We start from the raw sequence: 15790 nt of genomic DNA on the forward strand, positions 1-15790 counted from the left end.
GTAAAGTATGATAAGACGAGACGAAGTATATAAGATAGGTAAGTTGGGCAAGCCTCATGGTGTGAAGGGCGAGATTACTTTCGCCATCACCGATGATGTTTTCGACAGAGTAGATGCTGAGTATCTGGTGCTCGACATCGATGGCATCCTCGTACCTTTCTATTTGGAGGAGTATCGCTTCAAGAACGATGAGAATGTGCTCGTGAAGTTTGAGGACATCGACACCCAGGAGCAGGCACGCAACTATACGGGTTGCGAGGTCTTTTTCCCTCGTCATCTTTCGGATAGCGACGGAGAGAACATGACTTGGGCAGAAATCATCGGTTTCAACCTGGTGGATTCCGTAAGTGGAAAGCTGGTTGGAACACTCGACCGTGTAGATGATTCTACCCTCAATCTCCTCTTCGAGGTGACAACCCCGGAAGGCGATGACATCCTCATTCCTGCCAGCAACGACCTCATCGAGGAAGTGAGTGCAGAAAAGAAGGAAATCAGAATGGCAATCCCCGAAGGATTGCTTGACTTATAAATGATATAATGATGAAGAAACAACAAATATGTATTCTCGGTTCTACGGGAAGTATCGGTACACAGGCGCTGGATGTCATCGAGCAGCATAGTGACCTTTACGAGGTGTATTGCCTCACCGCCAACAACCGAGTGCAGGAACTTGCCGAGCAGGCTCGCAAGTTCCACCCGGCTGCTGTGGTCATAGCCAATGAGGCTCGCTACGAGGAGCTGAAGGATATGCTTAGTGACGAACCTGATATCAAGGTTTATGCTGGTGCACAGGCTCTCTGCGATATTGTGCAGGCTGAACCTATCGATATGGTGCTTGCCTCCATGGTGGGCTTCTCGGGTTTGGAGCCAACCATCCATGCCATCAAGGCCCGCAAGAAAATTTGTCTTGCCAACAAGGAGACCCTCGTGGTGGCGGGTGAGTTGATCTGCAATCTTGCCCAGGAGTTTCATGTACCTATCCTTCCTGTGGATAGTGAGCACAGTGCCATTTTCCAGAGTCTGGTAGGCGAGGGCGACAACGAGGTGGAGAAACTTCTCCTCACCTGCTCGGGCGGTCCTTTCCGCAACTTTACCCACGAGCAGCTGGAGAAGGTAACTGCTGCCGATGCCCTCAAGCATCCAACCTGGGATATGGGTGCCAAGATTACCATCGACTCTGCTTCTCTGATGAACAAGGGTTTTGAGGTAACAGAAGCAAAGTGGCTCTTTGGCGTTCCTGCTGAGAAGATAGAGGTGCTGATTCATCCGCAGAGCATCGTGCATAGTGCCGTGCAGTTTGCCGATGGAGCGGTAAAGGCTCAGTTGGGCGTGCCGGATATGCGCCTGCCTATCCAGTATGCCTTCTCTTTTCCACAGCGTCTGCATCTCAATGGCGACCGTCTCGACCTCTTCAAGGCTCAGGACTTGCAGTTCTTCGAGCCAGACTACAAGAAGTTCAAGTGTCTCCAGCTTGCCTTCGATGCCATTAAGAAAGGTGGTAACATGTCGTGCATCGTGAATGCAGCCAACGAGATTGTGAATGCCGGTTTCCGCAAGGGCGAATGTGGTTTCCTCCAGATGGCGGATATCATCGAAGAAACGATGGCAAAGGCCACCTTCGACAGCAACCCTGATCTCGATGTTTATCTGCAGACAGATGCTGAGGCTCGCCGCATAGCCACAGAGCTGATGCACAAGTAATAATTAATAATGTAGAATTAATAATTAATAGTTAAAAATGAACGCAGAACGTAGGACTAATCATAAAGTTCCAAGTTCCAAGTTCAAAGTTCAAAGTAAATAAATGGAAGTATTTTTGATCAAAGCGTTGCAGCTGATGCTGTCGCTTTCCATCTTGGTGCTGCTCCATGAGGGCGGACACTTCTTCTTCTCCAAACTCTTCGGCGTAAGAGTAGAGAAGTTCTATCTGTTCTTCGATCCATGGTTCCATCTTTTCGAGTTCAAGCCAAAGAACTCTGATACCACTTACGGTTTGGGATGGTTGCCTCTCGGAGGATATTGCAAGATTTCGGGTATGATTGACGAGAGTTTCGATACCGAGCAGATGAAACAGCCAGAACAGCCATACGAGTTCCGCAGCAAGCCAGCTTGGCAGCGTCTGCTCATCATGGTGGGTGGTGTGCTGGTCAACTTCGTGTTGGCGCTCTTCATCTATTCTATGATTCTCTTCCACTGGGGCGATGATTATGTTTCTACCAAGGACATGACCCAGGGTATGAAGTTCAATACCGAGGCCAAGGCGCTTGGATTCCAGGATCATGATATCCTGGTGGGTACAGAGAAGGGCGAGTTCAAGACCTTCGATGGCGATATGTATCGCGATATTTCTACCGCCTCTCGTGTGGATATCATCCGTAATGGCAAGCCGATGAGCCTGAATTTGCCGGGCGACCTCGACATGCTGAGCATGATTAAGGAGAGTCCTCGCTTCGTAGAGGTTTATATTCCGCTTCAGATTGACAGCGTGATGAAGGATTCTCCTGCCAGCAAGCTTGGTTTGGCTAAGGGCGATAAGATTCTGGCGATTAATGGCAAGAAGGTTGAGTCGTTCAACGACTTCCAGTTGGAGTTGGGACGTGTTGGAGATGTGCTTGCATCTGCTTCAACCCATCAGGATAGCGTAAAGGCATTAACAGCCAGCGTTGAGTATATGAAGGCTTCTGGCGATACCTTGAAGAACAATGTCCTGTTGTTGGCAGATAAGGAGAATGTGAAGTTTGGCTTCTATAATCATCCTGTGATGCTCGATTACAAGGTAACCCATATCAGTTATGGTTTCTTCCAGAGTTTCCCTGCCGGTATCAAGTATGGCTGGAACGTCTTGGCAGGCTACGTAGGTGATATGAAGTATGTGTTCTCCAAGGAAGGAGCCAAGAGTTTGGGCGGTTTCGGAGCCTTGGGCAGCTTGTTCCCTTCTATGTGGGATTGGCATGCTTTCTGGATGATGACCGCATTCCTGAGCATTATTCTGGCGTTTATGAACATCCTGCCTATTCCTGCATTGGATGGTGGTCATGTGTTCTTCCTTCTTTACGAGATGATTACAGGCCGCAAGCCAGGCGATAAGTTCATGGAGCGTGCCGAGTATGTAGGTTTCGGTATTCTCGTCTTGCTGTTGGTGGTAGCCAACCTGAACGATGTTTTGCGATTCTTCGGAATCATGTAAGAGATAGGTAGGAAATACGAAAAGAAAATCGGATTAGAAATCAGATTTTAAATCGATAAGAAATCGATAAGACATAAAAAAAAGATGTGCTAGATTTTTCTAGCACATCTTTTTTTTATGTCTTATATTTATGTAGCTCTTATCTTAAGATTAAGAGTAGCGGATAATCTGACCAGGAAGAAGCTTCTTGTCCTTTCTGTAACCGTTGAGGCGGCAAATCTTTTCTACGCTTACGCCACGCTTCTCTGCGATGCTCATGAGCGTCTCGCCAGGCTTAACCTTGTGGTAAAGCTTTTCGCCAGAAGGGCTGGCAGAATATCTGCCCACTTCGCCACCGTTAACCTGCTCTCTGGTGTAACCGCCGTTGCCAACCTTGCCACGGGCAGCGTTAGCCTCAGCATACTCGTTCTCGTAACTGTCACGCTTGAAATCGTAGAAATCGCCAGTGACATCCTGGTTGCGGAAATCGAAGAACAGGGCTGGGTTCAATGCCACACCACAGAGACGGGTCTCGAAATGGAGGTGCGAACCGGTGCTTCGACCTGTATTGCCACCTAAGCCAATCACTTCTCCAGCTCTTACTTCCTGATTCTCGGAAACGAGCTGCGCAGAGAGGTGACCGTAGATGGTCTCCAAACCATTGTTGTGACGAATTACGATGAACTTTCCGTAACCACCTCTGTCATATCTTACGATGCGAACCTTGCCTGAGAAGGCAGCGTGGATTGAGTCGCCAATATAAACCTTGATGTCCATACCTTTATGTTGGCGGCCAAAGCTAGCACGGTAACCGAAGTTACTTGTGACAACACGACTAGATGTTGGCATGCAGAAATGACGGAGATCTATGCGATAACGTTCAGGCAATGCGGTTGCCTTGTGGGCATACTTGTTAGAGAAATCTTCGTACAACTCAGCAGAAGGATTTTCTCTATCTTCCATCAATCGATAATGTGATACTGCAAGAGTATCCAATGATTTCATACGGTGGTCAACTGGTGCTTGTCTTGCCAACAGATCTTGTCCGCAAACCGGAACAGTTGTTAACGCCAACAACGCCACGACCGAAATCTTCTTTATTTGCTTTTTTAAACTCATACTACTTTTTATATTTGCTTTTTAGGTCGATGTCAATAAGCGCAAAATCATAAAAGAAATTCTGCAAAAACTGCGTGGGTAAATACCTTAAGGTGCAGTTTTGTTATATAGACGTTGCAAATATAACAAAAATATTCCAATTAACAAAGGCTGTTAACGCCAACTGCCTTATATTTAACGTGACTGGTTAACTTTTAACTTTTGTTAGTAGTCTGAGCAATGCCACAGCGGGTGAGTGCCCCATGAAGATGTATTTCTTCACTTCCGGGCTTGTAAAGCGGAGACATTCCTGATAAGCACGGTAGAGATCATCGAGATTGATAGTGAATTCCTTACCCGATGTCTCCCTGATTCCGATAATCATTTTAGCCGTTACGTGCAGTTTGATGTATCTGATGCCTGTAACGCTTTCTATCTCTTTTAACTCCATCAGATAGGCTCGCATCTCGTCCATGGTGAGGTCGGGGCGAGGCTCCCTGATGGCAGGCTTTCGTCTTCTATCCATTACTTTGAACTTTGAATTTTGAACATTGAACTTTATGATTACTCTTTACTTTGAACATTGAACTTTGAGCTTTGAACTTTATGATTACTCTTAACTATAAACTCATAACTATAAACTTTTAACTGTAAATTCTAAACTCTCCTAGCTGATTGCCGCCCAGTTGATATTCGTTTTCTTGAGTTCTCTGAGTCTATTCCATAAGATGGAGTTCTGAGGCTTCTCGCAGAGAGGGTCGTTGTCGATGATGGCCTGGGCTTCTGTGCGCGCCAGTTGAACCAGCTGACCATCCTTGGCTATATTCGCAATTTTCAGGTCGAATGCCATGCCGCTCTGCTGCGTACCTTCCAGGTCGCCAGGACCACGGAGCTTCAGGTCGGCTTCGGCAATCTGGAAACCGTCATTCGTATCACACATGATGTCAATGCGCTTGCGGGTTTCTTCCGATAGCTTGTAGTTCGTAACCAGAATGCAGTAGCTCTGGTCGCTGCCACGTCCCACTCTGCCCCTCAGCTGGTGAAGCTGCGAGAGACCGAAGCGCTGTGCGTCCAGAATTACCATCACCGAAGCATTGGGCACGTTCACACCCACTTCTATCACGGTGGTGGCAACGAGTATCTGGGTCTCACCCTTCACGAAGCGCTCCATCTCCTCTTCCTTCTCGGCAGATTTCATCTTGCCATGAATCTTGCTGAGGCTGAATTCAGGAAAGGCTTGCTTCAGCGTCTCATAACCTTCCTCCAGATTCTTCAGGTCCATCTTCTCACTCTCCTTGATGAGCGGGAAGACGACGTAAACCTGTCTGCCCAACTCTATCTGGTGACGGATGCTCTGGTAGAGACTCGTCAACTGGTTGTCGAACTTATGCAGGGTTCTTACGGGCTTTCTGCCTGGCGGCAACTGGTCTATCACGCTTACATCCAGGTCGCCATAAATGGTCATGGCGAGGGTGCGGGGGATAGGGGTGGCTGTCATTACCAGCACATGAGGCGGATTGGCACTCTTTGCCCATAATCGGGCACGCTGTTCCACGCCGAAGCGATGCTGCTCGTCAATCACGGCAATGCCCAGGCGGCAGAATGACACGGGGTCTTCGAGCACGGCATGCGTACCTATCAGTATCTGTACGGCACCGGTGGCGAGACCATCCAGAATCTCCTTGCGTTTCTTGCCCTTCACGATGCCCGTCAGCAGTTCCACCCGGATATCCATCCCTTTCAGAAATTCACGGATGGTTTGCAGATGCTGTTCGGCAAGAATCTCGGTAGGTGCCATGAGGCATGCCTGGTAACCGTTGTCCAGGGCTATGAGCATGGTCATCAGCGCCACGAGCGTCTTGCCCGAGCCCACGTCGCCTTGCAGCAGACGGTTCATCTGCTTGCCGCTGCACATGTCGGCTCGTATCTCGTGCATCACCCTTTTCTGGGCACCCGTCAGTTCGAAGGGCAGGTTGTGGGCATAGAAGCCGTTGAAGATGTCGCCGATGCGATTGAATACGTAGCCGCGGTATTTGCGGCGCTGGTCGCTCGCGTACCTTAATATATTGAGCTGCACATAGAAGAGTTCCTCAAATTTCAGTCTTACCTGTGCCTTCTGCATCTCCTGATGCGAATGCGGATAATGAATCATGCGCAAGGCGGCATCACGGGATACGAGATGCAGGCGGTTGATGAGGAAATCGGGCAGCGTCTCGGGCAGGGGAGGGAGGATGCGCACCAGACTCTTGGTTATCTTCTCGATGCTTCGTGAAGAGTAGCCACGCTTTTTCATCAACTCGGTCATGCCGTAGAAAGGCTGCATGCCCATCTCCGTAATCTGCAGTTTGCTGGCATCATCGATATCGGGATGCGTAAACTGGAAGCGGCCTCCATAGACCGATGGTTTTCCGAAGACGATGTATTCGGTGCCCACCTTGAAGTTCTTCAGAATGTATTGGGTGCCACGAAACCAGATGAGGTCTGCCACGCCGTAACCATCCGAGAAGTGGGCCACCAGCATGCTGTTGCGCTTGCCCGTGTCTCTCTCCTCGTAACTCAGAATCTTTCCCTTAATCTGCACGTATGGCATGTCGGGGGTGAGCTCGCTGATGTGGAATATCTTCGAGCGGTCTACGTATTTATATGGGAAGTATTCCAGCAAGTCACCATAAGAGTTGATACCAAGCTCTTTGCTCAGTATCTCTTTCGTCTTGGGTCCCACGTTGGGCAGGAACTTGATGTCTTGATCTAGAATACTACTCATATAGTTTATAATTTACAATTTATAGTTTATAGCTTACGATTTGTAATTTACAATTTATAGTTTTATTTCTCGTTGAGCAATGCTTCGGCAATCTTGATGTCGAATGGAGTGGTAATCTTGATATTCTCTCTATTACCCTCTACCATTGCCACCTGACAGCCGAGGCTTTCTACCACCGATGCATCGTCGGTGAACTGCTCCTTGTACTCCTGGTTGAATGCCTGTTTTGCCAGTCCTATATCAAAGGCCTGAGGCGTCTGTACCACACGGTAGTCGCTGCGGAGCACGTTCTTGCCGCCGCCGTGCTGGTCGATGTAGCGCAGGGTATCAGTCACGGCGTACACAGGGATGGCAGCGTATTCCTCGCGTGCCGTCTCGAAGCATTCCTCGATAACCTCTTTGGAAACGAATGGGCGAACGCCGTCGTGGATGCCCACTACACCATCCTCATTGTCAGGGATGAGCGCCAGTCCGTTCTTGGAAGAGTGGAAGCGGGTTTCGCCGCCATTGGCTATCTGGTGCTTGATGTCGAAGTGGTACTCCTCGCAGAGCTGGTGCCAGTATGCCTGCTGGCTCTCTGGCAGAACCAGGATGATGCTCAGCTCTGGGTCGTACTCATGAAAGCGCTCGATGGTGCGCATCAGGATAGGTTTGCCTGCCACTGGCAGAAATTGCTTGGGAATCTCGCTTCCCATGCGGAGGCCCTTGCCTCCGGCTACTATGATAACGTAATCCATATTTTAAGTGAAGAGTTAAAAGTGAAGAGTGAAGAATTCTAATGCTTGTTCTTCATGAGATGATCATACATCATGCCATCCTGCAAGGCTGCAACTGTTTCCTTGCTTACGAAATAGCTCAATATCTTGTAGGCGTATGGAAGGGTAGCGGCAGGACCTTCGCCCGTAATCACGTTGCCATCCTCCTGGAAGAGGGTAGCGGTGTATTCGGTGTTCTCGCCGAAGTACTGTTCGAAACCAGGATAGCAGGTAGCCTTCTTTCCCTCCAGGATGCCTGTGCTTGCCAGAACCATAGGAGCTGCGCAGATGGCACCAATTCGCTTGCCTGCCTTGTGCTGTGCGATGAGTGCCTGGCGCACACCCTCGTGCTCGTTCAGGTGAGTGCTGCCTGGCATTCCGCCAGGGAGAAGCAGCATGTCGGCATCCTCAAAGCTGGCTACATCCTCAAACTTCAGGTCTGCCTTTAGGGTGATGCCATGTGCGGTTTCCACCCATTCACTACCCGTAATGCTCACGGTTTTTACTTCAACACCACCTCTGCGGAGGATGTCAACAGGAGCCAATCCTTCGATTTCCTCGAAGCCATTAGCAAGAAATTCATATACCTTTGCCATAATTTTTATTTTTTTGTCGTATTATTCGATTAATATTATTACCTTTGCAAAAGTAAGAATAATAATTGAAATAACAAAATAAATGGCACAACAACATTTAAAATTCGCAATATTTGGCAATGAATACCAGGCTAAGAAGTCGGCTTCCATCATGAGAATCCTTTCTTACCTCGACAAAAAGGATGCAGAAGTGTATATCGAAAGTCTCTTCTACGACTTCCTCACCAAGGTGGAGCACCAGGAGGTAAGGGCGGCAGGCGTCTTTGAAGATTATAACTTCGATGTGGATTACGTCATCTCGATGGGTGGCGATGGTACCTTCCTCAAGGCGGCTAGCCGGGTGGGTGCCAAGGGTACGCCTATCATTGGTGTGAACATGGGTCGACTGGGCTTTCTTGCCGACGTGCTTCCTAGCGAGATAGAGCCGGCACTCGACAGTCTTTATGCGGGCGAATGTAAGATAGAGGAGCATGCCGTGCTGCAGGTGCAGCCTGAGGGCGGCATCCTGGCGGGTTATCCTTTCGCCCTGAACGATATTGCCGTGTTGAAGCGTGATGATGCTTCCATGATTTCCATCCGCACGCAGGTGGATGGCGAGTTCCTGGTTACCTATCAGGCGGACGGCTTGATAGTTTCCACGCCTACGGGTTCTACCGCCTACAACCTCTCTAATGGCGGACCTATCATCATTCCGCAGAGCGGCAGTTTCTGTTTAACTCCTGTGGCACCCCATAGCTTGAACATCCGTCCTATCGTTATCAACGATACGGCAGAGATTGTGCTAGATGTGGAAAGCCGCAGCCACAACTATCTCGTAGCCATCGATGGCCGCAGCGAGCGTATGACGGAGCAGACCCGCCTCATCATCCGCAAGGCACCGCATGCCATCAAGATAGTGAAGCAGCGCAACCAGCGTTACTTCTCCACACTCCGCGAAAAGTTAATGTGGGGTGCTGATCAAAGACAAAGATAAAGACAATGTTCAAAGTAATCAAGCTTCCGAAATTCAAGTATTCTGCCAAGATGCTGCTGGTGTGGCTCTGGGTGGTATGGAAGGGCAACCGCCTGCAGGCTGTCCTCAATGCTGCTATGGGCTTACTTTCGGTGGGCGTGAGCCTGGCGCAGGTATGGGCGGTAAAGCGTGCCATCGATGTTGCCTCCCATTCCGTAGAGGGCAATGTCTATTGGGCGGTGGGCTTGATGGGATTGCTGATTCTCTGCGACTTCGCCTTGAGCGTAGGAAGCATCTGGATTCGCAACGTGTTGGGCATCAGGGCGCAAAACCGCATGCAGCAGCGCATGCTCAATCGCATCCTGCGTTCCGAGTGGCACGGCAGGGAGAAAATGCATTCGGGCGATGTGCTCAACCGCCTGGAGAACGATGTGAACAAGGTGGTTGATTTCCTTACGGAGACATTGCCTAACACCCTGGGTGTGCTGGCGATGTTCCTGGGTGCCTTCTTCTATCTCTTCTCCATGGATAAGATGCTGTCCGTCGTCATCGTCATCATGATTCCTATCTTCCTGGCGTTCAGCAAAATCTATATGAACAAGATGCGATACCTCACTCGCTTGGTGCGCGATTCCGACAGTCAGGTGCAGAGCGTCTTGCAGGAAACCATCCAGCATCGCATGCTTGTGAAGACCTTGCAGGCGGAGAAGCCGATGGTGGAGAAACTGGAGGAAACCCAGCGCCGGTTGCGGGGCAATGTGATGGTGCGTACCAAGTTCAATGTGTTGAGTAATTTCTTCTTGAACTTCGGCTTTGCCCTGGGCTATCTTGTAGCCTTCCTCTGGGCAGCCTTGCGCATGGGAGCTGGCACCCTTACCTTTGGTGGCATGACCGCCTTTCTGCAATTGGTAAACAAGATACAGACGCCAGCACGTAATCTTACCAAACTGGCGCCTGCCTTCGTGGGCGTGTTTACGGCAGCCGAGCGATTGATGGAGCTGGAAGAGAATCCGCTGGAAGAGCAGGGTGAACCTCTCCTGGTGCCTGCGCCTTGCGGCATCCGTCTCGATGATATTTCCTATGCCTACGATAAGGATGAATTCTCGGATAGCCAGCGCCAGCAGGTGCGCAACATCATCCATCATCTCAGTTTCGATTTCTGTCCGGGTTCGTGTACGGCGATATTGGGAGAAACGGGTTCGGGAAAGACCACGCTGATTCGTCTGATTCTTGCCTTGCTCCATCCGCAGGAAGGAAAGGTAACTATATATAATAAGGTAGGAGATGAAATCAGGAATCAGGCAGAGCTTTCGCCTTTGCATCGCTGCAACTTCGTGTATGTGCCGCAGGGCAACACGCTGATGAGCGGTACCATCCGTGATAATCTGCGATTGGGCAAGATTGGTGCCACCGACGAGGAGATGCGGGCAGCGTTGCATCAGAGTTGCGCCGACTTCGTTTTTGATTTGCCAGATGGACTCGATACCCTGTGTAGCGAACAGGGTGGCGGATTGAGCGAGGGACAGGCGCAGCGCATCGCCATTGCCCGAAGTCTTCTGCGCAATCGCAGCATCATGCTCTTCGATGAGGCTACCAGTGCGCTTGATCCGGAAACCGAGCGTCAGCTTCTTCAGAATATCCTTTCATCGCATGATAAGACCATCATCTTCATCACCCATCGTCCTGCCGTGATAGAATATTGCGACCAGACGCTGGAGATTAAGCGAAATGTGGATTAAGTAATTGATAGATTTGTTTTTTACAGAAACTTCTAGCCTATGTATAGATAAGGCACGGATCCGTGTAATCCGTGCCTCATTTATCTGATTTTATTTCTTTTATCTTATCTGATTATCTGCTTCTTTCCCTGGTGAATGTAGATGCCAGCCTGTGATGGCTTCTTCATCATCTTCATACCGCTCAGGGTGTACCAGGATGGGTCGTTCTGGGCGTTGTTGTCGATGATAGGATGGCTGATGCCGGTAGATGGCATGTCGGCTGTAACATCCTTAATCTTATACTTCGCACCATCCTTCTCGTTCTGAATCTCCAGATAAGTATCCTTATTTATATTTGCGAAATCTACGGTCTGTGGAGAACCTGTGCCTGTGCTGAATACGAAGGAAACCATGTAGCTCTTGCTCTTGATCTTGTAAGTCTGATAGAACCACTTCTTTCCCTCAATTTCCTTGCTCTGGGTAACCTTGTCGCCTGGCCACTTACCCGAAGCGGTCAGGTTCTCGTTAGGACTGTCGCACCATGCCCAGAAGTTGAAACCGCTGGTCCAGCCCACCTGGTCGGCATTGGCATAAACGGTAATATCGTATGGCTCGAAGGCTGCAGGCTTTTCTACTTTGTAAGTACGGGTCAGCACGCCGCTCACAACGCCATCTATCAGCAAGCCCACTTTCAGGGTTGTCTCGCCGAAAGGAATCTCCAGTTCTTCGCCGCTCTTTGCCTTCTTGCTGCTGGCTGTAGGTTCGGTGCCGTCGGTGGTGTAAACCAGCTGCGCATTATCCTCGTTGCTTACTGCCACGAGCTTTGCCTTCATCACGCCTTCGTAATCACCCGAAGCCAAATCAACCCAAGCCACGTTTGCCTTCTTAGGCATGAAGTAGCGGTAGTGGTAGCCGTTTAGAAGTTCGGCGTATGAATTAGGCGCAGCAAACTGGTTGGCGTTAGGACCTACGATGGCGATGAGCGAAGCTTTCTTGCCTACGGTCATGATGCCGTTATAGCCATTGCCTTTGTAGGCATTGAAGGTGGTATTGCTGGTGTTGGTGATGCCAGCCAGCTGGCGTGCGTTGATCATCGCCTTGATATCCTGCTTGCAGTCAATCCAGTGCTTGTAGAATACGCATGGGGTTCCGCACGAAGCCAGAATGTAGGCATTGGCTGCCAGGGTATCCTTGCGGATAGGGTCCTGCTGTTCGCTGGCTGAGCGATATTCTGTATCGTGATTCTCCACGAAGGTAACGGCATACTGCTTGTAAGCTGGGTCGTTAGCCAGACCATCGGTCTTTACGGTTGACCAGTTGGCTTTGATGGCATCGCGCACCACGTAGCGGATAGGGAAGTCGAAGGCAGCACTTGTTATCTGGTCATTCACCTTGGTGGCGTTGAGCCAGTTTTTGACTACAGATACATTTCCATCCCAATATTCTCCTACGGAATAGTTAGGTTTGGTAGCATTATTGTAGATGCCCGTGTATTTGCCGCTGTATCCCTTCACCATGTCGTAACGGAATCCGGCGTAGCCGAAGTCATTGAGGAGCATGTCAAGATAAGCCTTTACGATGGTCTGCACGTTCTGGCTGCTGTGGTCAAGGTCGCGCATGCCGCCCCAGTCTTCGCCGGTATCGTAAATGCTGCTGAGCTTATAGCCGTTTTCGTCAGCCCATTTCTTGGTTTTGCCTCCGTCATCGTTGGCGCAGATGTCGGTGGATTTCATCTCGTAAGTTACGCCCTTGTAGGTTTCCACAGGGAAATCCACCCAGTTGGATACATTTTTGCGATGGTTGATAACCACGTCGGCGATGGTTCCGATGCCGTTGGATTTAAAAGTTTGGATGAGGCTGCGGAGTTCCTTTTCGTTTCCGAAAGAGCTGTTGTAGTTGGTAAACCAGTAGAAGTCGTCGTATCCCATTGATTTATCTCCACCACAGTTGGCGCTCTGCGGAATCCATACGAGGTTGAAATACTTACTCAGTTCAGGAGCCTGCGCTTCGAGGTTGGTCCATTTTGAGTCGAAATAGGAATCCCAGTAGAATCCCTGGAGCATCACGCCGCTATGGTTGGCTGGCCAACCCTGTGCGAACATATTTACGCTTGCCAATACGGCTGCAAGAGTAGTGAATATTTTCTTCATAATTCAAGAGTTAGTTGTTTCATTTATTTTGTTCATGGGGTAGTAGTTTAGCCATTCGTTCGGCTTACCTTTGCCCGTTGCAAAGTTACGATTAAATCCAATAGGTATGCGTAAATAAGCAGTAAATCAATCAAATGATTTGCGCAATCGTTTGCATTTTTGCTTTCATTGTCTGTGCATCAGATGCGGCTTTGGGAGATAATTATTATTAAAAAACTAGAAAACATTTGGCTATCTCGTTTTTTATTGCGTAATTTGCGTTGCGTAAAAAGCGCAATGGCTGTAAGTGTAACCTACGATGCATAACGAGCATAATATTACGCTATGTAAATAATATTCCGGTAAAAGACAATCAAGAAGAAACTCCCGTAAAATGGGGAAAGTAGAGATAGAATATTTTCCCTTAAGGATATTTATTCTTTTCCTTAAGGGAAAATATTTTTTTCCTTAAGGGAAATAAAATCTTCCCTTAGGAGATATTTTCACTGTATTTAACTTGTAAAGCTATTTTGTTCCTTCAATTTCTGTATTTCCTTCAGCGGAAGCTCGGTGACAGTTGATACTTGCTCATCTGAAAGGCCCATTGATAGAAGGCGGTGAGCTGTGGCTAGCTTTTCTTTTTCCATACCTTTCGCCATACCTTTCGCCATACCTATTTCCATACCTTTTTTCATACCTATTTCCATCCCTCTCTTCTCATCAAACTTTCTGGTGGCATATATATCACGCATATTCTTGATGTCCTCATCATAAAGCTCAAGTTCCTCTCGGGAGAGCTTGCGGAGGTCGCCTATTTCTGCCAACTTGCGGAAGACTGGATACTTCTCGCTGAATGGCATCTGCTCAAACATGTTCATATTCTTCATTATATAAATCCAACAATCAAATATATCCATACACTCTGCCTCCACGTGGGTATATAAATCTTGCCATCTTCTTACGTTTTATAAGGTCGTGGACGCAATATTGCTATTCGTTGGCAAAGATACGACTTTTCCTCGTAACTTCCAAGGTTTTTGGGAAAAATGTAGGGATGATGATAAAGAAAAAATAGGCGGCTCCCGGAATGGGAGAGCCGCCTATTGAATATATAGATTTATTATGATGAAGTAAATCTATTTGTAGTTTATTTACTGCTTGGTGAGAACCACCTTGTTAGCACCCTCGTGAGAGAGGTAGAGCTGAATCTTGTAAGTGCCTTCGCCAGCAGGAACGTTGAGGTCCTTACCATCCTTCACTGAAAGGTTGTCGTAAGCGGTAGCATCGCCGTTGGCGCCACCCCAGCTTATAGCCCAATCATCGTTCATGGCAAACTTGAAGCCATCCTTCAATGTTGTGGTGAGCTCCCAGTAACCTGCCTTTGCATTATATGTCATATGGCATTTTGCATCGTCTACAGTCCATTTATTGTGGTTACCTACGACAGTGATAGACTTGATCTGAGTCAGAGCATATGTACCAGCTTGCAAGTCAACGTCAATCTTGTAGAAACCAGCACCTGGGTCAGGGCAGTTCTTGCCGTTACCATTGTCTGCAATCTTGCCTTCGCCATCGAATTCATAGTCACCAGCCCATTCATCAGTTCCAGCCTGTGGCTTGAACTTGAACTCGCCATTCAGGTAATAGAATCCCTGATACTTGCCGTCTCCGTTTCCACCATAGAGGGCATTTGTTGTCTTCCAATTAGAATCACCGCCAATCTCATAGAAGTACTCACCGAATGAGAGAGGAGTAATCTTGTAGGTGTAGTCCAACATATTGATCTCAACCTTGATGTACTTGGCACCAGCACTTGCAGGAACCTTGAATGAAGCATCGTCGCCAACCTTTGCACGGGTATCCAACTGCTCTGTCTCATTCAGAGCGTTTTTGCCGTTACCCTTTGCTGTACCGAGAACAGAATTCCAGTCATTATTAGCAGCTATAGCTTCGCAAGCTGCGTCATCTACAATACCGAACCAAGTATCGTCACCCTCCTTTGCAGGAATTGTGATTGTGAAGATAGGGTCGTCGTAAACATTAATGTCGCTATGGTTGAACTTCTGGGTCTTTGCTGCATCAGCAGTCCAATCCAAAGTACCACCAATAATATAGTAGTTTTGTGAGATGTTAGGAGCTACAGGTGTAGCAGTAACCTCCACAGTACCTGCGTCAATCAAAGCAGCCTGTCCATCCTTTACGGCAGTTGTGTAAACGTGACCGGCGAATGTACGAGCTACAGGAGCCTTTCCATAAACGCTTTCAATAAGAGCCTGCAAGTCTGCCTTGGTAGCTTTACCATCATTAGAAGTCTTTACTTCTGTTGCAGTTGCATTTTCTACACCCTTAGGGGTCAGTTCGATTCGGCTGTTTCCCAATTCGAAACCTTCTGGAAGAGTGGCAGAGCTGATGGTATAAACATTCACGCTGTCTTCTGCTACTTTAGCCAGGTCTAATGCGCTAACAGCACTTGCCTGATAGCCAGGAATTGTGATGGCATCTTCCTGTGGGTTAGTCTGAGGATCTGCCCAGTCTTTGAAATCTTCGCTGCAGGACCCCATAAAGAGGCCTGCAAGTGCGATAGAGATATATAATGATAACTTTTTCATTGT

The 15790-nt window shown here is 48.5% G+C and carries 13 protein-coding genes; 5 read left to right on the plus strand and 8 right to left on the minus strand.

Features of this window, described 5'->3' with window-relative positions; genetic code table 11:
- Positions 1 to 7: 7 nt before the first annotated feature.
- The 3 genes from rimM to rseP all read left to right on the plus strand — a co-directional run bounded on the left by rimM (position 8) and on the right by rseP (position 3187).
- Positions 8 to 529 carry a ribosome maturation factor RimM gene (rimM, locus tag KUA49_RS02825; protein ID WP_203041142.1) on the plus strand — a complete coding sequence of 174 codons (522 nt, stop codon included), beginning with the start codon at positions 8 to 10 and terminating at the stop codon, positions 527 to 529.
- A gap of 11 nt (positions 530 to 540) precedes the next feature.
- On the plus strand, positions 541 to 1701 hold the full coding sequence (locus tag KUA49_RS02830) for a 1-deoxy-D-xylulose-5-phosphate reductoisomerase (RefSeq protein WP_218411936.1): 1161 nt from the start codon (positions 541 to 543) through the stop codon (positions 1699 to 1701).
- Between the two features lie 103 nt (positions 1702 to 1804).
- Complete coding sequence (gene rseP, locus KUA49_RS02835) at positions 1805 to 3187, plus strand: RIP metalloprotease RseP (protein WP_218411903.1); 1383 nt, start codon at positions 1805 to 1807, stop codon at positions 3185 to 3187.
- A 150-nt stretch (positions 3188 to 3337) separates the two neighbouring features.
- Here rseP and KUA49_RS02840 read toward each other — a convergent pair whose 3' ends face one another.
- From KUA49_RS02840 to KUA49_RS02860, 5 genes are all read right to left on the minus strand, one after another.
- On the minus strand, positions 3338 to 4285 hold the full coding sequence (locus KUA49_RS02840; RefSeq protein WP_218411902.1) for a peptidoglycan DD-metalloendopeptidase family protein: 948 nt from the start codon (positions 4283 to 4285) through the stop codon (positions 3338 to 3340).
- Between the two features lie 187 nt (positions 4286 to 4472).
- Positions 4473 to 4790: a hypothetical protein gene (locus KUA49_RS02845; protein WP_218411901.1), complete on the minus strand. Its 318-nt coding sequence runs from the start codon at positions 4788 to 4790 to the stop codon at positions 4473 to 4475.
- Positions 4791 to 4931: 141 nt separating this feature from the next.
- The gene (gene recG, locus KUA49_RS02850) at positions 4932 to 7028 is read right to left on the minus strand and encodes an ATP-dependent DNA helicase RecG (RefSeq protein ID WP_218411900.1); all 2097 of its coding nucleotides are present in this window, start codon (positions 7026 to 7028) and stop codon (positions 4932 to 4934) included.
- 62 nt (positions 7029 to 7090) lie between these two features.
- Positions 7091 to 7765, minus strand: a complete 675-nt coding sequence (locus KUA49_RS02855; RefSeq protein ID WP_203041137.1) for a 2-C-methyl-D-erythritol 4-phosphate cytidylyltransferase — start codon at positions 7763 to 7765, stop codon at positions 7091 to 7093.
- Positions 7766 to 7803: 38 nt separating this feature from the next.
- The gene (locus KUA49_RS02860; protein ID WP_218411899.1) at positions 7804 to 8379 is read right to left on the minus strand and encodes a DJ-1 family glyoxalase III; all 576 of its coding nucleotides are present in this window, start codon (positions 8377 to 8379) and stop codon (positions 7804 to 7806) included.
- 82 nt (positions 8380 to 8461) lie between these two features.
- Here KUA49_RS02860 and KUA49_RS02865 point away from each other — a divergent pair, with 82 nt between their 5' ends.
- The gene (locus KUA49_RS02865) at positions 8462 to 9352 is read left to right on the plus strand and encodes an NAD kinase (protein WP_203041135.1); all 891 of its coding nucleotides are present in this window, start codon (positions 8462 to 8464) and stop codon (positions 9350 to 9352) included.
- A gap of 5 nt (positions 9353 to 9357) precedes the next feature.
- Positions 9358 to 11070, plus strand: coding sequence for an ABC transporter ATP-binding protein (locus KUA49_RS02870; RefSeq protein ID WP_218411898.1), 1713 nt, complete (start codon positions 9358 to 9360; stop codon positions 11068 to 11070).
- A 104-nt stretch (positions 11071 to 11174) separates the two neighbouring features.
- Here the strand turns inward: KUA49_RS02870 and KUA49_RS02875 are convergent, their stop codons facing one another.
- The 3 genes from KUA49_RS02875 to KUA49_RS02885 form a co-directional block, all read right to left on the minus strand.
- The gene (locus KUA49_RS02875; RefSeq protein WP_218411897.1) at positions 11175 to 13199 is read right to left on the minus strand and encodes an alpha-amylase family glycosyl hydrolase; all 2025 of its coding nucleotides are present in this window, start codon (positions 13197 to 13199) and stop codon (positions 11175 to 11177) included.
- A gap of 491 nt (positions 13200 to 13690) precedes the next feature.
- Complete coding sequence (locus KUA49_RS02880; RefSeq protein ID WP_218411896.1) at positions 13691 to 14065, minus strand: Rpn family recombination-promoting nuclease/putative transposase; 375 nt, start codon at positions 14063 to 14065, stop codon at positions 13691 to 13693.
- A 264-nt stretch (positions 14066 to 14329) separates the two neighbouring features.
- Positions 14330 to 15787 (minus strand): DUF5115 domain-containing protein, encoded by a 1458-nt coding sequence (locus KUA49_RS02885; RefSeq protein WP_218411895.1) that lies wholly within the window; start codon positions 15785 to 15787, stop codon positions 14330 to 14332.
- Positions 15788 to 15790: the final 3 nt, after the last annotated feature.

Source organism: Segatella copri (genome assembly GCF_019249655.2).
Classification (GTDB): domain Bacteria; phylum Bacteroidota; class Bacteroidia; order Bacteroidales; family Bacteroidaceae; genus Prevotella.